This window comes from Prosthecobacter sp., assembly GCF_044227185.1.
GTDB lineage: Bacteria > Verrucomicrobiota > Verrucomicrobiia > Verrucomicrobiales > Verrucomicrobiaceae > Prosthecobacter.
Genome location: NZ_JBGAFO010000001.1, coordinates 17,647 through 36,467, shown reverse-complemented (window position 1 = coordinate 36,467; position 18,821 = coordinate 17,647). Strand labels below are relative to the sequence as shown.

General features: G+C 63.5%; 14 protein-coding genes. 8 read left to right on the top strand and 6 right to left on the bottom strand.

Annotated features, from left to right (window positions below; translation table 11 throughout):
* Position 1: 1 nt before the first annotated feature.
* From ACILSQ_RS00145 to ACILSQ_RS00135, 3 genes are read left to right on the top strand one after another with little or no spacing between them, the layout of a single operon-like run.
* Positions 2 to 1,399 carry a DUF1501 domain-containing protein gene (locus ACILSQ_RS00145; protein ID WP_395741533.1) on the top strand — a complete coding sequence of 466 codons (1,398 nt, stop codon included), beginning with the start codon at positions 2 to 4 and terminating at the stop codon, positions 1,397 to 1,399.
* A gap of 33 nt (positions 1,400 to 1,432) precedes the next feature.
* Positions 1,433 to 2,593 carry a hypothetical protein gene (locus ACILSQ_RS00140; RefSeq protein WP_395741532.1) on the top strand — a complete coding sequence of 387 codons (1,161 nt, stop codon included), beginning with the start codon at positions 1,433 to 1,435 and terminating at the stop codon, positions 2,591 to 2,593.
* 35 nt (positions 2,594 to 2,628) lie between these two features.
* Positions 2,629 to 3,708, top strand: coding sequence for a sialidase family protein (locus ACILSQ_RS00135; RefSeq protein ID WP_395741531.1), 1,080 nt, complete (start codon positions 2,629 to 2,631; stop codon positions 3,706 to 3,708).
* Positions 3,709 to 3,710: 2 nt separating this feature from the next.
* On the opposite strand, the gene ACILSQ_RS00130 is transcribed toward ACILSQ_RS00135, so the two are convergent.
* The gene (locus tag ACILSQ_RS00130; RefSeq protein WP_395741530.1) at positions 3,711 to 5,387 is read right to left on the bottom strand and encodes a hypothetical protein; all 1,677 of its coding nucleotides are present in this window, start codon (positions 5,385 to 5,387) and stop codon (positions 3,711 to 3,713) included.
* 100 nt (positions 5,388 to 5,487) lie between these two features.
* The gene (locus tag ACILSQ_RS00125; protein WP_395741529.1) at positions 5,488 to 6,063 is read right to left on the bottom strand and encodes a hypothetical protein; all 576 of its coding nucleotides are present in this window, start codon (positions 6,061 to 6,063) and stop codon (positions 5,488 to 5,490) included.
* 666 nt (positions 6,064 to 6,729) lie between these two features.
* On the opposite strand from ACILSQ_RS00125, the gene ACILSQ_RS00120 reads away from it, so the two are divergent.
* The 4 genes from ACILSQ_RS00120 to ACILSQ_RS00105 all read left to right on the top strand — a co-directional run bounded on the left by ACILSQ_RS00120 (position 6,730) and on the right by ACILSQ_RS00105 (position 10,665).
* On the top strand, positions 6,730 to 7,110 hold the full coding sequence (locus tag ACILSQ_RS00120) for a BlaI/MecI/CopY family transcriptional regulator (protein WP_395741528.1): 381 nt from the start codon (positions 6,730 to 6,732) through the stop codon (positions 7,108 to 7,110).
* A gap of 20 nt (positions 7,111 to 7,130) precedes the next feature.
* Positions 7,131 to 8,066, top strand: a complete 936-nt coding sequence (locus ACILSQ_RS00115; RefSeq protein WP_395741527.1) for a M56 family metallopeptidase — start codon at positions 7,131 to 7,133, stop codon at positions 8,064 to 8,066.
* Between the two features lie 49 nt (positions 8,067 to 8,115).
* Positions 8,116 to 9,513: a sulfatase gene (locus tag ACILSQ_RS00110; RefSeq protein WP_395741526.1), complete on the top strand. Its 1,398-nt coding sequence runs from the start codon at positions 8,116 to 8,118 to the stop codon at positions 9,511 to 9,513.
* A 513-nt stretch (positions 9,514 to 10,026) separates the two neighbouring features.
* Entirely contained in the window at positions 10,027 to 10,665 is a 639-nt protein-coding gene (locus tag ACILSQ_RS00105; RefSeq protein ID WP_395741525.1) for a TVP38/TMEM64 family protein, read from the top strand.
* Between the two features lie 382 nt (positions 10,666 to 11,047).
* Here ACILSQ_RS00105 and ACILSQ_RS00100 read toward each other — a convergent pair whose 3' ends face one another.
* The 3 genes from ACILSQ_RS00100 to ACILSQ_RS00090 form a co-directional block, all read right to left on the bottom strand.
* Positions 11,048 to 13,564: a glycosyltransferase gene (locus ACILSQ_RS00100; protein WP_395741524.1), complete on the bottom strand. Its 2,517-nt coding sequence runs from the start codon at positions 13,562 to 13,564 to the stop codon at positions 11,048 to 11,050.
* A 69-nt stretch (positions 13,565 to 13,633) separates the two neighbouring features.
* The gene (locus tag ACILSQ_RS00095) at positions 13,634 to 13,975 is read right to left on the bottom strand and encodes a hypothetical protein (RefSeq protein WP_395741523.1); all 342 of its coding nucleotides are present in this window, start codon (positions 13,973 to 13,975) and stop codon (positions 13,634 to 13,636) included.
* Between the two features lie 29 nt (positions 13,976 to 14,004).
* Positions 14,005 to 14,592, bottom strand: a complete 588-nt coding sequence (locus ACILSQ_RS00090; protein WP_395741522.1) for a helix-turn-helix domain-containing protein — start codon at positions 14,590 to 14,592, stop codon at positions 14,005 to 14,007.
* A gap of 145 nt (positions 14,593 to 14,737) precedes the next feature.
* On the opposite strand from ACILSQ_RS00090, the gene ACILSQ_RS00085 reads away from it, so the two are divergent.
* Positions 14,738 to 15,898 (top strand): sterol desaturase family protein, encoded by a 1,161-nt coding sequence (locus ACILSQ_RS00085; protein WP_395741521.1) that lies wholly within the window; start codon positions 14,738 to 14,740, stop codon positions 15,896 to 15,898.
* Positions 15,899 to 16,434: 536 nt separating this feature from the next.
* On the opposite strand, the gene ACILSQ_RS00080 is transcribed toward ACILSQ_RS00085, so the two are convergent.
* Positions 16,435 to 18,774, bottom strand: coding sequence for a hypothetical protein (locus tag ACILSQ_RS00080; protein ID WP_395741520.1), 2,340 nt, complete (start codon positions 18,772 to 18,774; stop codon positions 16,435 to 16,437).
* Between the last annotated feature and the right edge of the window lie 47 nt (positions 18,775 to 18,821).

Below are 18,821 nucleotides of genomic sequence, written 5' to 3'. Positions count from 1 at the left end.
CATGCAGCCGCCAGACCACGACCATCGCCTCTGCTCACGCCGCCAGATTCTGGCAGGCGCCTCCACGGGCTTTGGCATGCTCGCCCTCCGCGCCATGGCGGGCATCCCGTTGCAGCGTCGCGCCCGCGCAAAGAACATCATCTTCTGCTTCATGGACGGAGGCCCCAGTCATGTGGACACCTTTGATCCCAAGCCGATGCTCAAAAAGCATGAGGGCAGGCCCATCGGCAGCGCCGCAGTGTCAAAGCGCGCGCAGGCAAACGCGGGCCGTGTTTGGTTTGGCAGCCCCTGGGAATTCCGCCAGCGCGGGGAGAGTGGTCTGTGGGTCAGTGATCTCTTTCCTCACATCGCAGAGGTTGCGGACAAGCTCTGCATCGTGCGCTCCATGGTCGGAGAGCTCCCGCTGCACGGTCAGCAAAATCTGCTGCTGCACACCGGCCGCATCATCGGCCAGGCGCCCAGCTTCGGCTCCTGGGTCTCCTACGGTCTCGGCACGGAGAATCAAAACCTGCCCGGCTACGTCGTTCTAAACAACGACTGGGTGCCAAACGGCGGCCTCGAAAATTTCGGCAGCTCCTTCCTGCCCGCCAGCCATCAGGCCACCATGGTCCGCGCCAAAGGCGTTCCGGTCGATAACATCGCACCACGCGATGCTGCCCTCATCCAGCGTCGCAAACTCGCCCTTCTCGCACAGCAGGATGCCGCCTTCGCCTCGGGCGCTTCCGACTCCTCCGTCATCGACGGCGCCATCGCCAATTACGAAACCGCCTTCCGCATGCAGAGCGCGGTGCCCGCCGTGGCAGACATCACCGCCGAGCCTGAATACATCCGCAAACTCTACGGCGTGGATTCCACCGATGAGCACCAGCGCTTCTACGCTACCCAGGCCCTGCGTGCGCGCCGCCTCGTGGAGGCAGGCGTCCGCTTCGTGGAGATCACCTGCCCGAGTTTCGATGGCAACAACTCCCCCTGGGATCAGCACGGCCACATCCTTCAAAACCACGCCAAAAATGCGCGCATCACCGATCAGTCCGTCGCCGCTCTCATCAGCGATCTGGATCAGCGCGGCCTCCTCGATGAAACCATCGTCCTCTGGGCTGGCGAGATGGGCCGCACCCCGCACACGCCCAGAATCAGCAGCGCCTGCGGCCGCGATCACCATGTGAATGGCTACAGCATCTTCATGGCCGGCGGCGGCTTCAAAGGCGGTATGACCTTTGGCGAAACCGACGACTTCGGCAACTCCGTCGCCAGCGATCCCGTGGACATCCACGACATCCACGCCACCCTCCTCCATCAGATGGGCGTGGATCATGAAAAGCTCATCTTCCGCCACGGCGGCCGCGATCAACGCCTCACCGATGTGCACGGCCGCGTCATGCGCGAGTTGACAGCCTGATTTACCAGGCCGTATTCACTTCCGCATCACACCATGAAATTCGTCGCCGCACTTCTTCCACTGATGGCTCTCCCTGTCTTGGCAGATGACCCCGTCGCCGCCTGGTCCAAAGGCGTCACCATCAAGCCCGTCTCTCCCATCGAAGGCCGCCACACCACTCACAGCTACTACCTCACCAATCCGGAAAGCCCGGATGGCACCCGCGTCCTCTTCTTCACTTCCACCGATCCTCAGGGCCATCTCGGCGAGATCCGCATGATCGAGCGTGCCACGGGCAAAGAAACCGTCCTCGCCGACAACATCCACACCGAAGATGCCCACCGCGTCGCCTGCCAGCAGTGGCTCTCCGGCGGCAAACGCGTGGCCTATCATGAAGTCATCGACAAAAAATGGCGCGTCGTCGTCATCGATGTCGCCACCCTCGCCAAGACCGTCATCGCTGAAAATCACCAGGTCGGTTTCGGCAGGCCCGAGGGCGATCTCGTCCCCATGTACGGCTGCCATTGGAATCCCGGCCCCTATCGCGATCTCGAGGTCTGGGACGCCAGCACCGGCAAGACCACCACCTATGCCAAAATCACTGAGGTCGAGTCCAAATACGGCGACTGGCTTCAAAAAGAGTTCGCAGGCAAGCCCTGCTCCATCTTCTTCCCCGTGCTCAGCCCCGATCTGAAGCGCGCTTTCTTCAAAGTCTCCGCCGGCAATGGCGGAGACAACTACATGTCCAGCGGCGCCAGCCATCGCCAGGGCACCGTCGTCTATGACTTCGAAAAAGCCGCCTGCATCTGGCAGCGCAATCAATGGGGCCACCCCGCCTGGACCCCCGATTCCAAGCACATCCTCGAAGCCGGAAACATCATCTTCGATGTCGCGGACAATCCCGCCAGATACGCCCGTCTCAAAGACGTCCCCGTCCTCAGCGGTACGCATCCGTCCGTCAGCCCGGACGGCACCCTCATGGTCACCGACGGAGCCAGCAAAAACGTCGGCGGCAAAGACGGTGAGTGGGGCATCCAGGTCGCAGACATGAAGGGCGGCAAATGGGTCCTCCTGCAAAGCTTCGCGCAAAGCGGCGGTGCCAGATCCTGGCGCCGCAATCACCCGCACCCCATCTTCAGCGCCGACAGCAAACGCATCTACTACAACGTCAGCGACGGCGCCTTCACCCGCCTCATGGTCGCAGAGCGTCAGTAAAGAAAAGAGCCCCGCGCTCACGGCGTTGGTAGCGCATGAAAATCATCGCTGCCTGCCTGTTCGCATTGTCGCTCGTCAGTTTGCACGCCCAGGAAACTGAGCCCGCAAAGCTGCAGCGCGTTGTCGCCATCGAAAACGTCTGCGCCTGGCCAAACCTCACCCTCCTGCCAGACGGCACCATTGTCGCCATTCTCTTCAATCAGCCCGGCCACGGCACTATGCAGGGAGATGTGGACTGCTACGTCAGCACCGACGGCCTGAAGTGGGAAAAGCGCAGTACTGTCACCCAGCACGAGCCGGACACCATCCGCATGAATCACTCCGCCGGGCTCGCCAAAAACGGCGACCTCCTCGTCCTCTGCTCCGGCTGGACCAATATCAAGCAGGCCATTCGCCCCAAGCAGGAGCCCTTCCGCGATGCCGTTCTGCGCTCATGGGTTCTTCGCTCCAAAGACGCCGGGCGCACCTGGACCAAGAGCGATGTCTTCCCCGCCACCGAATCCGCCGAATGGACCGAGCACATTCCCTTCGGCGACATCTGGACCGCCCAGGACGGCACCCTCCGCACCTCCACCTATCAGGGCCAGATAGCTAATCCCGGCCAATCCTCCAAGACCAAAGCCTGGCGCTCCTGGTGCTTCCGCAGCGATGACGACGGCCTCACTTGGAAACCCCAGTCCATCATTGGCCCCACGCACAATGAGACCGACATCTTCCCCCTCGGCGGCAGGAGCTGGCTCGCCGCCGCCCGCACCGTGCAGATGGAGCTCTTCCGCAGCGATGACGACGGCGCCACTTGGGGCCCGCCTCTCAAAGTCACCGCGCGCAATGAAATCAACGGCCACCTCACCCGCCTCGCCGACAAACGCCTCCTCCTCAGCTACGGCATCCGCATCGCTGAGAAGCACGGCGTCTGTGCCAAGTTCAGCAGCGACGACGGCAAAACCTGGAGCGCCCCCATCCGCCTCGCCCGCAGCAATGTCAGCGACTGCGGCTACCCCTCCAGCATCCAGCTCGCCAATGGCAAAATCGTCACCGCCTACTACTCCAAGTCCGCCCCCGAGTGCGCTCACTACCACATGGGCGCGGTCGTCTGGGAGGCTCCCGCGCCTTGACCTCACTCTTTGGCGGCAGGGCGCTTTTGGATTTCCTCCATGGCCTCCTGCCACCTCTTCTGCAGCTCCGGAGTGGTATAGCGGCCCTTCGCGGCGCTGAGCCAGTCCGCATCCCCGGCCGTTCCGGTGTCGCGGATTAGATAAGTCGCCATGATGAGGTTGTGCTCCTTCTCTTCGGTCTCGATCGCATGCCTTGCTGCTTGCCGCGCTTCGGCCGGGGGCAGATCTGTACCGCTCCCATAGCCGTCGGCGCGCACAGTGTCATTCGGATGCTTCAGCGTCTCGCGCAGCAGATCCAGCGAAGCCGCCTCTTTCATCTCCATGAACTTCAGCAGGTTCCAGCTTTCACCAGGATCTGTCTTCATTCCAGCTTTGGGGCCAGTGCAGTCCTTGAGCACGATCTGCAGTCGCTTGCGGTACAGCTCTTCCGTCTCGGCATTGCGGTAGTCTTTGAGCACCCAGCCCGCGTAGTGCTGCTCCAGATCGGTGCTGAGGAAACGCTCCCGCACCACCGGTGCCACTGTCTCGTCCCGGTGGCCCATCTTCGCCAGATCGTGGAGCACCTGGCACCAGGCGTTCCAGTGGCTGCGGTTGGTCGTGGTCGGCGCCTGCTGTTTGAACTGGGCAAAAATCATTTGGGCGGTGGCCCGGTCGATCTTGGAGACCTTGTCACCATATTGTTCAGGCTGGATCACCCGTTTCGCCCATTCCAGGGATCCCTGTCGCGGCTGTAGATTCTCATAGGACAGGTAGTTCTCGGGCAGGATCGAAAGCTTGCCCTTCTTGAGTGGAATCGAAATCGTGCGGCGCTGACCGCTGCCATCATCACCCCAGCGCTCCTCTTCATACACCAGCCGGTTGCCTTCGCGCCGGTTCGCTTCGCCGAGCAGCGCCGTCACCTCGGACTCAGCCGCGCCCGGTTGCAGCCAGCCGATCAGCGCAGCCGGATTTTCGGGCCGCTTTTTCCGGGTGAGCTCGATCCATTCCCCACGTGTTTTCTCCGAACCCTTCACCAGCCGGATGGAGGCGCCGATACGCGCGTACGCCTCCGGGGTGATGGCCGAATGCGTCCACTCAAACAGCACCGCACGGTGCTTCGCACCCAGAGCCTGTACCTTCTTCACCCGTCCTTCCGGCAGCAGGCTGAATTCCAGCAGCGTGCCCTCTTTGAGCACGAGCCGTTTCATCACGATGGGTCCGCACAGGCACAGGCCCTCATCAAACCAGTCCGCCTCGCTCAGCAGTACCACCCCGTAGGGCAGGCCGTTCACGGTCATCCGGTACGCCCTGGCATAGCGGTTGTCCGCACTGCTTGCCGCATCTCCCACGATTTGAATGCGCTTGCGCGCCTGCGGCTGCAGCGGCTCGATTTTCAGCAGCGGATCATCCGGCACCTCAAAGCGGACAAACTCATCTTCGAACACCTTCCACGCGCCGTCATCTCTGCGGCCAAACACTCGTTTCTCGTCCGCGTTCAGCTTGCGCTCGGACTGCCTCTCCAGCTGCCCGATTCCTCCAGGCCCGTATTCGCCCGCCCTTTGTCTGATCACCAGAACCTCCCGTTCAAAGTCAGCACGGCTCCAGCCTGCGGTCGCTCCATGGCACGCTCCTTCCAGCATCAGCACTGCCGGTAGAAGGCGGCAAAGGGCACGGGCAGGGGACGGTGAGTGCTTCATCATGGGCGTCGGATTGAATTACGGGATGATGTCAGACCCGTCGCACCCTGCACAAGTTCAAATGCGCTCACGCCCATCTGGTGACTGCTCGCCGTCCGCTGGCTCACCGCGCCCCCGGAAACGCATTCGCTCCGCCACGCGCCTGCTGCTCCTTCAGCAGCTCCGCTTTCACCCGCGCCTCATCTTCTTCAAACACCGCCAGCCCGATCACGCCCACATTGCTCGCTCCTCCACTGGCGGCTGCTTTGGAGCGCGCCACACTGCCAAAGACAAATGCCCGCGTGGTCGTGTCGTTTTTGCGAAAGCCATCGACATCGTAGGTTTCTTTGGGATTCAAAACGTAGCCCCGTTGTTTTGGACTTGCGGCCTTCCCGGTCAGGACGTTCATGCCATCCACACTCAAAACGACTTCGATGCGCTTCTTGGTGCGGTTTTCGAGCCTGACCGAGTAGTGGCTGCCGTTTTGGCCGACCACGATGCGGCTCCCGTTGACATCATAGTGAGGGAAGACTTCGCCATAGCGGACGAGACCCACCTTTAGACGTTCTCCGGCCGCCACAAAAAGACCGCTGTGCTTGCTGTGGCTGCTCCCAAGAATTCCCGCCATGGTCTTTGCCCCCGCCTCGTCATTGTAGTGAAACGAGTCCACCACATCAGGTGTATCGGATTTGCGCAGCATGCGTGTGCTCTCCAGCGGAGAATACCTCTCCTGGCCGGCGGAAGTGCCTAGACCGGGGCGCTCTTGAATTGGAGTCGCGGAGCCAGTTGATAACAGGTGGTCGATCGAGTTCCTGCTGATTGCGAGTTCGCCCGATCTGTTGCCCGCTGTGGTACTGCCTGCAGCTACAGGTCCCGCCATCATGGGCAGCACCGGTGGGGGGGCTGGCGCCGGTGCATTCGAGGTGCATGACGCCATCATCAAAGCGACCACTGAAACAGAACAAACAACAAACGAACGGAGAAGTAGGGCTGGGTTCATAAATGCAGAAATATCAGCATTTAAATTTCCTGACAAGCATAAATGCTGAAAAATATGCATTCCGAATCAGGGACTCCAAGCCCAAGGCATATTGCCACTCGCACCACCTCTTAGCCCCAAAGGGGCGGCCTGTCGCAGCCCAGGGCAAGCGAGCCTGAGCGAGCGCCGCCCTGGGATGCCTGCGCAGATTTCGGAAAGCAAATCCAACGTGTCTGGCTCACATGGCGGGTGCCAGCAGCGTTGATGATCAGCGCCGCCACATGTTTGCTGCCGCGTATCCCGCCCTTTTCGCCACTCACGAAGAATGGCCATGATCGAATCGCATTCCCCGCTTGCCATCCGCCCCAAATGCAGCATTTTCAGCACATGGCAGCCAAAGACGACCAGCTCTCCAAACGCGAACGCCAGGCCATGGACATTGTCTTCCGCCTCGGCAAGGCCACCGCCGAGGAGATCCAGGAGGAGATGCCAGACCACCCCTCCTACTCCGCCGTCCGCGCGCTTCTCAGCATCCTCGTCGGCAAAAAGCTTCTCAAGCACACCCGCGAATCCCGCCGCTACGTGTATGAGCCCGCCATCTCCCGCGAGAAGGCGCGCGACTCCGCCCTGCGCAAACTCATGCGCACCTTCTTTGACGGCTCCCCCGGCAAGCTCGTGGCCTTCCTCCTCGATGCCAGGGATCGCAAGCTCCCGCCCGAAGAAATCGCCGCCATCCGGAAATTGCTCGACGATCAAGCGCGCCCCTGATTCAATAAGCCCTCATCGCCATGAGCTCCTTCTGGATCGCCATCGCCCTCAAAGCCACCCTGTGGGCCGCCATGATCAGCTCCGCCGTGCTGGTGGTTCCGGCGCATCATCCCCAGGCCCGGCGCCGTCTGGCCTTGCTGGGCATGTGGGGGCTGTGGGTGGTCCCATGGCTGTGCGTTCCTTTGCCGGAGGGAATCATGCCTGATGTGCAGATTCCTGAAAGCATCGAGCCTTCATCGGGCCTCTGGACCTCCATCATGGCCGCCCTTTGGGCCGCGGGCAGCCTGCTCTTGCTTCTGCGCATGCTGCGGGAGGCCTCCCTCGTCCTCCGCATGGTCCGTGCGGCGGCCGCGGCTGCGCTGAATGTGGAGGGTGGCGTGGACGTGCGTTTCTCGGATGAAGTCCACGGTCCTTGCATGGCCGGCTGGCTGCGTCCCTGCGTCCTGCTGCCGCGCGCCGCGGCTTCCTGGCCCGGAGCCACCCTGCGTGCGGCCCTGCGGCATGAGCTTCAGCATGCCCGCCAGGGCGATGGCCTCCACCGCTTCTGCGCGGCGCTGGTGCGCGCATGCTTCTGGTGGAATCCCGCCATGCACTTCCTATGCGGCATCTATGAGGCCGAGTCCGAAGTCTGCTGCGATGCCGCCGCCGCCACGGCCTGCAGCCCCCGTGAGTATGGGGAAATGCTCCTGGCTCATGCCACCCACGCCCCCATGCCAGCCCTCGCCATGTCCTTTGCCCGCCGCTCCGGCCTGCGTGTCCGCTTGCAGCGTTTGTTTGACACTCGCCGCGCCTCCCGCTGGGTGCTTTCCGCACGCTGGCTGGGCGCATGCATCCTGGTCTTCGGCGGGTGCCTTCTCATGGGCGCCATGCGCGCGGCGCCGTCAGGGCAGGGGAGCCTGCTCCGGCGCGAGGCCCTGCTGCGCCTCAGCGCCAATCCATTTCCCGGCTCACCTTAGCACTCTCTCTGCTCATTGCCTTGGCGTGAGGCATGAGGCACCTCATCCCATGAAAGCCATTTTCATTCTCCTCCTGCTCCTCTCCTCTGTCAGCGCCTTCGCGGAGAAGCCAAACATCATCGTCATCTTCGTCGATAACTTCGGCAATGGCGACCTCGGCTGCTTCGGCTCCAAACTCCACCGCACTCCGAATGTGGATCGCCTCGCCGCCGAAGGCACAAAGTTCACCAGCTTCTACGTCGCCAGCGGCGTCTGCACTCCCAGCCGCGCCGCCCTCATGACCGGCTGCTACCCCCGCCGGGTCGGCATGCACGTCAGCGATACCGGCGGCGCCGTCCTCCAGCCCGTCGCACGCAAAGGGCTCAACCCCTCGGAGACCACCATCGCCGAAGTCTTGAAAACCGCCGGCTACGCCACCATGGCCATCGGCAAATGGCACCTTGGCGATCAGCCGGAGTTTCTGCCCACCCGCCAGGGCTTCGATGACTTCTTCGGCATCCCCTACAGCGATGACATGACCAAGGACAAGAAGCCGGACCTCTGGCCGGATCTCCCGCTCATGCGCGGCGAAAAAGTCATCGCAGCCCCCGCCGACCGCGATCACCTCGTGCAGCGCTGCACCCAGGAAGCAGTTCGCTTCATCGAGCAGCACGCCACCACCCCCTTCTTCCTCTACCTGCCGCACACCATGCCCGGCTCCACCGCACACCCTTTCTCAAGCGAGAACTTTCGCGGCAAAAGCGCGAATGGCGACTACGGCGACGCCGTGGAGGAGCTCGACTGGAGCACCGGCGAAATCATGGCCACACTCCAGCGTCTGAAGATCGCGGACAACACCCTCATCGTCTGGACCTCCGACAACGGCGCCGTCAGGCGCACTCCCCCTCAGGGCAGCAACGCCCCCTACCGCGGCTTCGGCTACGACACCTCCGAAGGCGCCATGCGCATGCCCTGCATCATGCGCTGGCCCGGCCACATTCCCGCCGGCGCCGTGAATGACGCCCTCTGTTCCACCATGGATCTCCTCCCCACCTTCGCCAGCCTCTCCGGCGCCCCCCTGCCATCCGCAAAAATCGACGGCCACGACATCTCCTCCCTTCTCTTCGACGCAAAAAGCACCCGCTCCCCCTGGGATGACGACGGCTTCTTTTACTACCGCATGGACCAGCTCCAGGCCGTGCGCGCCGGCGATTGGAAACTCTACCTGCCCCTCGACGGCAAATTCAAAAACCTCAGCACCAAGCGCGAACCCTCCGCGCTTCAGCTCTTCGATGTCCGCCACGATCTCAGTGAAGAAAACGAGGCCTCCGCGCAGCATCCCGAAATCGTGCAGCGCCTCACCCAGCTCGCCGAAAAAGCCCGCGCCGACCTCGGCGACTTCAATCGCCCCGGCCCCGGTCAGCGCGCTCCCGGCATGGTCGAAAAAGCCGCCCCCCTCCGCCCCTGATCCCACCGCGAAGTGGTCCGCACACTCCGTGTGCGGCACGCGCGCAGACCGAGGCACCAAGCTTCCCACCTCCCTCCTTCGTACCCACAGTCCCGGTTGATCAGCCGAATCACGCTCTCTGCTTCGGATCGTATGCAGATGCTTTTTCTCCCTCTCTAAGTACCACGGCTCTAACGGTGCTCCATGGCGGTCAATGATCCCGTAGAGATCACAGCCGGTAGCCAGGGATCAGCTCGCGTAGCGAGCGCCATCCCTGGATAGTGCGCACCTTCTCCGGAAAGCAAAGCCACCGCTTCCTCGACCACACCGCGCTCTCCATCAGCGCCTCATCGTCCCGCCGCCACAATCACAGCGCGCCGCCGTACTCAGACGCCGTCCTCCACCACACGGCATTCCGGATCTTAGAAGGCGGCGCTCACTTCTCGACCACCCCCTTTTCGACGGATGATGCCATCACCCCACTCCCCGCCCTTGCCCTTGCCCTGACCCCCAAGCCCTGCTGTGTTATTCCGCATGACCCGCGGCAGCCGTTCGCTCCTCATCCTCACCCTCCTCATCCTCGCCGGCATCATCGTGCCCTTCATCATCTGGGGCGCGCAGTTTGATCAAACCCTCAGCCTCACAGGCGCGCGAAAGTGGATGGAAGGCTACGGCACCTGGGCCTGGGCCGCGGGCATCCTGCTGCTCATCGCAGACATCGCCCTGCCCGTGCCCTCCACCGTCGTCATGTCCGCCTTGGGCTGGATGTACGGCTGGTGGCTCGGCGGCCTCGTCAGCGCCGCCGGCTCCATGCTCTCCGGCATCATCGCCTACGCTGCCTGCCGCTGGCTCGGCCGCCGCGCCGCAGGCTGGATCGCCGGTGCCGAAGGCCTGCGCAAAGGAGAGGAAATCTTCGAGCGCCGCGGCGGCTGGCTCGTCGCCCTCTCCCGCTGGATGCCCGTGCTGCCGGAGGCCATCGCCTGCCTCGCCGGACTCTCCAGCATGCGCTGGCGCGTCTTCCTCCCCGCTCTCGCCTGCGGCTCCATTCCCACCGGCTTCGTCTTCGCCGCCATCGGCCACCTCGGCCAGAGCGAGCCCGCCTGGGCCTTTGCCCTCAGCGCCATCGTCCCCATCCTCCTCTGGCTCGGCGCCGCCAGCGTCCTCAAGCGCTGAGCACCAGCTCGGAGCGGCGAAGCCGCGACCAAAGTAGCCATCTCGCTCCGCGAGATGAACCCAGCGCTCACGCCTTGCCCGAGGCCCGCCGTGCTCGGCCATTCCCCCGCCATTGCGAAAGCGCTCAGTCTCCCTCGCGCAGCGAGACTGCTCCTCTGCGCCCCGTTTTCAAACAAGGCCCGGGCGCAAGCCAGGCCGCTCCCCTCCGCGAGGGCTCCCCAGGGTTGCCGCAGGCAAATCCGGAAGCAAACCGCGTACTCCGCTCCACCACGCCACCCATCAGCAGCGCCTCCAGCGTGTTTCGCCGCAGGCCTGTGCCGCCAGCTCCCATGTGCGGCACTCCACCAAAAACAACTCCTGCTTCCGACAACCAAACACTCCTCTACCTCACCTCCACCAGCCCCGCATTCACCGCCGCCGCTCTCGCCAGCCTCCTCATCTCACGCCTCACATGCCACACTCCCAGCGGCACCAGCACCGCCACGGCCAGCGCCGCCAGCGCGCCCAGCACCAGCAGCGTGTGCAGGCCCGCCGCCATCAAAATCGCCGCCACGATCAGCCACAGCAGCAGGTTCCACCCCAGGCTCCGCCGCACCCGCAGCAGCAGCCGCACCCGCGTCAGGCAGCGCCCGTCCGCATGGAATTCCGTCACGCTCAAAAATCCGCGGGACACCTCCGCCCACGGCCACGCCTCCAGGTCAAACCACCGCCAGCCGTCGTCTTCGCGAAAGATGATGTGCGCGGCCCGCAGCACCTTGCGCAGCTCTCGCAGCCAGGCCTCCCGCGTGGTGCCCGTCTCGCTCCAGAAGCTCAGCGTCCCCAGGCTGAAGGTCACCTTGTGCGGCCGGGAGGGCGGCATGATGTCCGGCAGCAGCGGGTGCCGGCTCGGCCTGGCCCCCAGCGTCGCCATCCCGCGCAGCCGCGCCCACTCGCGCACCATCGGCTGCAGAAAGCTCAGCCACCACAGCAGCAGCCTGTCCCGCAGCCCGCGGATCCGTCCCGCGGCCGCATTCCGCGCGCTCACCTGCCACGCAGCCCACAGCGCAAAAGTCAGCAGCCCCAGCGCCACCCACGGCTGCTGCGCCACCAGCGCCACCACCAGCAGCGCCACCCACAGCAGCCCCGTAAACCACTCCCACCATCGGAAGCTGGAGGACGAGTAGATCACCTGAAAGGCTCCCAGCCCCAGCGGACCATGAAAAATGCTGCCCTCCACCGGATAGTCCGCCGGATGCTGGTCCCCATAAATGCCACCGCGCCAGCGCGCGCCCCCCAGAACGCCGAAGCGTTCAGGGTGCTTCTTCATCAGCAGCGCCTCCGCCTGCCCATACCCAAACTGCTGCGTCAGATACGCCCGGATGCTGAAGCGCCGGTGGTGCCACACCATCGCTCCTGGCACAAACATCAGCCGCCTGCCCGTCTCTCTCAGCCGCCAGCAGATGTCCACGTCATCTCCCGCCCTTCGGAACTCCTCCTGAAATCCGCCGATCAGTTCCAGCGCCTCCTTACGGATCGCCAGGTTGCACCCCGGCAGATGCTCCGCCTCCGTGTCGTCCAGCAGCACATGCGCCGGTGCTCCCGGCGCCGCCGCCACCACATGCTCGATCCGGTTTCTCGCCCTCGGCGGTATGTTGGGCCCGCCCGCCGCCGCCACTCCCTCGTCCGCAAACGCATGGCCCAGGTGCAGCAGCCACTCCGCATGCGCGATGCAGTCGTCGTCCGTGTACGCAATAATCGACCCGCTCGCGAGCTGCGCGCCCCGGTTGCGCGCCACGCTCAGCCCCGCATGCTCCTGCAGCTCATAGCGCACCTGCGGATAACTTTTGGCAATCTCCGCGATGGGCTGCCGCGACCCGTCGTCGATCACCAGAATCTCGAAATCCGGGTAGCGCAGCGCCACCAGGGAGTCCAGGCACTGCCGCAGCGTCGCCACCCCGTTGTGCGTGCACACCACCACGGAAATTCGCGGCGCTGCGGCGGGCGGCGGCAGAGCAGGCGCCAGCTCCCGCTCCAGGGCGCAGGCCGGCCGCTCTTTTCGCTCCCGGTCCACCAGTCCAAACTGCCACTCGGTGATGTCACGCCCCCCCCGGTGCCATTCGTCCGTGTAGGCAAACCACACCCCTCCCGCGCAGCCGCCGCTCAGCAGGCACTCATGCTGCCATCGCATCACTTCCTTCTGCTTCTCCACGCCGTGCGAGGCCACGTCCAGGCCGAATTCCGTGATCACCAGCGGCTGGTTCCCCGCCAGGTTCTGCCACTGCGCCAGGCACGCGCTGAAGGCGGCCTGCTCCTCCAGGTACACATTCACACCGATGAAGTCCGCATTTCGCGGCACCAGATACCCGGTGGAAGGGTACGTTGCATAGCTCACCAGCGTCTGCGGCGCATGCCGGCGCGCAGTGTCGATCAGCCTTTCGATGAACGCCCTCACCCTTCGCGGTTTCATCCACCTCACCAGCGTCTTCTCGATCTCATTTCCCACCAGCAGCGCGGTGATGCAGGTGCGCTCCCGCAGCCGGGTGCTCACCGCCGCCACCTGCGCCTTGATCTTCCGGCACAGCGCACGGTCGGAAAGGAAGTCCACATGCTCGGTCCACGGGATCCCCACCATCAGCCGCAGGCCCAGCGCCTCCACTTCGTTCAGCACCGTTTCCGTCGGCGGCTCATACAGCCGCACCGTGTTGAAGCCCAGCTCCGCCATGTGCTTCAGGTCCGCCTTCAGCCGCTCGTCTTCAGGAAAGGGCTCCCCGCGCGCGTTCGGCTTGAACGGCCCGTAGCTCACCCCGCGCATGAAGTGCGCGCTGCCGTCCGCCAGTTGCAGAAATTTGCCCGCGGCCACCACACGCAGCCCGTGATGATTCACGGGGGGAGGGCTGGCAGGAGGCGTGGCGGAAGTCATGCAGGCGTCAGGTTCACATTCGGCGGGTCCGAAGGGTGAAACAGGTACGCGCTGAAGGCCAGCCAGACTTCAGACCTTGGAACCTTTGTCACTAGGCGTTTGCCCTGCGCCCGGCTCTTCCACCGTCGCAGGCACCTCGATCTCCATTTCCACCCACCCGTCGCCCTCACGTTCGATCCGGCGGTTGTTGATGAACATCACAATGCACAGGCCCACAAACGCCGTGCTGCTCTCCAGCACAAACGGGGTGGAGAAAAAGGTGAAGAAATACGCCAGCCCCTGGGCCACGATCTCGCGCGCCGTCTCGTTCACATACGCCGCCACCCCCACGCCGGTGAGGATCGCCACGGACCACAGCAGGGTTTCGAGCCACCAGAGGGATTTTGCAGGAGTAGATTTGGTCGCGGGCATTTTGTGAGTCTCAGTCCACCGGACTAGCTTTAAGGGCGGCCCCCCGGAAAATCCACATGTTTTGTCTTCAGATTCGCCGCTCCCACCGCGCCCGGGGAGGATGCCACGGGCGCCGGCGCCGGCACCGGCGGTTCATCGTCATCCACCGGCAGCGCCTTCAGCGCGGCAGGCTCCACCTGGCTGCGCATCTCCGCCACATGTTTTCCCCACATCGCCGTGCCTGCCAGCACAAAAATAAACACCGCGATCGCCGCCGGCAGCGGAGATTTGATCGACCGCACCCGGCCTGCCGCGGGCACCGCGATCCTTTCGACGCTCGTCTCCGACTCCCGCAGCCACGGCCCGTGGGACTGCGTCAGGTACCGGTAGTCTCGCTCCCCTCCCAGCACCCCTTCAGGCAGCTCCTCCAGCATCGTGGAGGCGTCCACCCCCAGAAAGTCGCTGTACTGCCGGATGAAAGACCGGGCATAGGTCAGGCTGCCAAATGCGGCGATGTTGCCCGACTCCATAAAGCGCAGCCGCTGCGCCGGGATTCGCGTCTCATGTGCGGCGTCCTCGATGGACAAGCCGCGCTTTTCACGCGCTGCAGTGAGCATCTGGCCGAATGAAGCAGTCATGGTTGGTTGGAATACGTTAAATGTGACACCGCCGGATGTGGAAGCGATGAATATTTCCTCTCCATTAGCCGATAATTGCCGAAAACCGCCGGATCACCGCCCTGGCCTTCTTGTAATCAAACCAAGCAATATTAAAATCGCCCCCATGAATCCCCTCCACGAAACCCGTCTCAAAATCCGCCGTGAGCTGGAGGCCCCGCCCGCCCTCAGAAAATTCGGCAGCGGCTGGATCAGCGGCGTTTTGGGCATGATGTTCGGCCTCGCCGCGCTCGGAGCCGTGGTGGTGATGCGCTTCCCTGGCGTCTTCACCATGAAGGAAAACGCCGCGCTCATCGGCAGCACCGCCTTCCGCACCGGCATGCTGGTCCTCATGGTGCTCGCCTTCGGCTTTTCCCTGCTCAATCTCGTCCTCCGCCCCGGCAAGGCCCTCGGCCTCACCGGCATCATCGCCACCCTCCTCGCCGTCACCTTCGGCGGCTCCTCCGCCAGCGCCGTCGCTCCGGACCTGACCCCGCTCTACTTCGGTCTCGACTTCTTCATTCTCCGCCTCCTCTTCACCGGTTTCCTCTTCATCCCTCTGGAAACCCTCTTTCCTCACCGTACGGAGCAGGGCATCTTCCGCCAGGAATGGCGGGAGGACCTCTTCTACTACCTCGTCAGCAGCATGATGGTTCAGGTCCTCACCTGGCTCAGCTTCATGCCCGCGCAGACCCTCTTCAAGCACACCTCATGGGCGGATCTCCGCGCCTGGGTCGCCGCGCTGCCCTTCCTCGTTCAGCTTCTCGCCATCATGTTCTTCACCGACCTCGTGCAGTACTGGGTCCACCGCCTCTTTCACCGCATTCCCGCCCTCTGGCGCTTCCATGCCGTGCATCATTCCGCCCAGAGCATGGACTGGATGGCCGGCGCCCGCATGCACTTCTTCGAGATCCTCGTCCTCCGCGGCGCCACCGTCTTTCCCATGATCCTCCTCGGCTTCAGCCAGACCGCCGTGAACGCCTACGTCCTCGTCGTCTATCTCTTCGCCACCTTCGCCCACTCCAATCTCGGCTGGCGGCTCCCCTTCTTCGAAAAATACTTCGTCACCCCCCGCTTCCACCACTGGCACCACGGCATCGAAAAAGAAGCCATCGATGTGAACTTCGCCATCCACTTCCCCCTCTTCGACAAGCTCTTCGGCACCCACCACATGCCCGAAAACAACCGCTGGCCCGAAGGCTACGGCATCTCCGGCCACCCCGTCCCCCCCGGCTACTGGCAGCAGTTCCTCCACCCCTTCCGCCGCAAGAAAAAGGAATCGAAGTGAACCCGGTGCCGATCCGCACTTCAAAAATCGATGGCTCATCAATCGTCAATCACGCCTGCCCACGCCACTCGTGAGCTGAGAGGCACTCAGCCGCAATGGAAGGATCAACCTCGCTGAACGTCGTCAAACCTGCCTCTCAAAGATCGGCCGCACGAATCATCCTAAAAACGAGAATAGATAGCCTGCCGAACACCCGGAATACTGGGGAAAAGTCTTCCCAAGCCGACCACTCCAAAGGTGAGCCGTCAAGGTTCGGGCTTTGTCTGATTTTCCGTTTGTTCCGTGTATTCCGTAGGCTGCAATCTTTCCGTTTCTAGGATCATCGCATCTTTCGCCATCTCGCTCCGCCACATGCCAGCCCTGAAAGGGCGACGCAATACAGCCCAGGGCAAGCGAGCCTAAGCGAGCGCCGCCCTGGGTTATACATCATCCGACCGGGCAGCAAACCCAGCGCCCCGCCACACCACGCCAGTCACCAGCAGCGTTTGCAACGCACTCCGCCACACGCCCACCGCGTTCGCGCAATCTCCCCAAAATTACTCATACCTCATCTGCGCCGTCGCACGGCACCCCGCATCCGCCGTCACCCGCAGCCACCGCGCCTGCACCGCCGGCTCAAACTCAAAACTCACCGGCGTCCCCGCCGCCACCTTCACCTTCTTATAGGTCACCCACACCCCGGTTCCCGTCAGGTCCAGCTCCACCTTCATCGTCACCGACTTCTCCCCATCATGGCTCAGCGTCAGCGTACGCTTGTCATACCCCCACATGAGATAAGGATCGCTCTTCTGCCCCGCCTTCACCTTCGTGTCCTTCCACGGCCCGCCCTCGCCGCGCGGCTTGCCCAGCTTCCACAGGTCATCAATCGCCCCCGCCCACAGCGCCGCCTTGCCATCCTCGCTGCGCAGGATGTGCTCACCCCCTGTGGCATCCGCTTTGATCCCGCTCATCAAAAACATCCCGCGGTACCCACCGAAATCCGTCACCCGCAGATCATGCGAAGCCACCGGCCGGATCTTCGCAAACCCGTCCGCATTCTCCGCCGGCAGCTCAAAGAACGTCCCGCACGCGCTCAGCATGTCCCGCTCCGTCGCCACCTCACGGCACACGCGCAGCTCACCCGCGTTCGTCGCCGCATCGAGCGCCCGCGTCGCACGCGGCAGCCTCCATCTGCGCCCCCGGTCATCCACCACCAGCACGCTCGCCTCATCCAGCGTGATCACCTCCTGCGGAATCGCCACCTTTGTCTTCACAAACGTCTCCGTCTTCGCGTCCTCCACCCGCTTCAGCTTCAGCTCCGCATCCAGCTCATAATACCCCGCATCCGCCGCAAAGCTCAGCGTCCGTTTGTTCTCACCCCGCGCACGGAAAATCCCCGTCTGCACCTTCGCATCTCCGGGCCTCGCACGCGCCACGCCATCAAACATCGCATCCGCCTCCGTACCCCGCGTCTCACCATTCGTCAGCGTGACGATCACACTCACATCCTTCCCGTCCTCCTCCGCCTTCACCACCAGCCACTCCTCATCTCCGCCGATGTCCTCGCGCTTCGCCGTGCCCTTCGCATGATCAATCCTCCACACGCTGCGGTGCTTCCATCCCGCCACCAGAAACGGCTCCGCCACATCCCCCGCCTTCACGCTCTCATGCAGCCACACCGCCCCGCTGGCATGTGCAGGCCCCAGCTTGTCCGGCGTCTCAGGCTTCACAAACCACAGGTTCGACTGCGACTGCCCCACGCTGTCAATGCCACCCTTCACCTTCCGCTTGTTCAAAAACTCCGACTTCGCCGAATCATCGCAGCCAAACACCAGCCGGTCATCCCATCGGCAAAAATCCCCGATCACCTTCATGTAAGCACTCCGCACGCGGATGCCCTTCGCATTTGCCGCAGAAAAGCCGCGCGGAAACCGCCAGAACGCCCCGTGCATCGTCATCAGCAAGTCATCCTCCCCGATGTCCCGGATGCGCGGCCACTCCGTGTTCCATCCATGCGCACCATCATAGCTGTGGCTTACCTTCGGCAGCCGGAATGACTGCCATTTCCCACCGTCCAGCAGCATCAAAATCAGCGACTTCGCATCCCAGCCGATGCTCCACACCGGCGCGTCCTTGTCACTGCCCTGAATGCCTCCCGGTCCCGTCACCTCCGTAAACTGATTTCGCCTCACCAGCTTCCAGTCCTCCCCCGGCTTGCGCCACTCTCCCAGCGCTCCGCTTGGCGTCGTCGGGTCCGTCAGCACCCGCTTGTCGCGGTCCCCGTTGTTCGCATAAATCACCCGCCCCTGCGTCGAGTACAGCCCCTTGCCATGGTAGCCCGGCAGCTTTGACTCCAGCTTCGTCAGCGCCGTCTCCACCTTGAATCCCTTCTTCAAAGCATTCCCGTCACGAATCAAGGACGTCACCGCCAGCGACTTCACATCCACCTCATACAGTCCCTCCTCCATCGTCGCGTAATAAATCTTCCCCGCCGGATCGCTCAGATGCCGCGCATTCCCCGTCAGCCGTCCCGGCATCTTCGTGGGCGGGATCACCCGCACCTTCCGCTCCGCATCGATCACATACGGCCCGATGAAAAGCTGCTGCGACTCCCCATGAATCATCCGGTTCGCCGGCGTCCCGCCCACGCTCTCCGGCCGCACCGTCTGCTTCAGCTCCGGCGTGATTTCGTACAGCTTGTCGCTCGATCCAAACGGCAGATGCGGCCCGTACGTGATCACCCACAGCCGCCCCGCCCACGGCACCACCGCACCCGTCCCGCACTCCCCTTCGTTGTTAAACATCGCCAGTCCCGGATAGATGCCGCTGACCTGGCGCGGCTCTTCCGCGCTGAGAATACCCGTGAGCGCCGCAAGCAGCAGGAGGTTGGATTTCATGCGCGGATCAAACCCACGCCGCCCCCGCTGGCAACCCGCCTGAATTA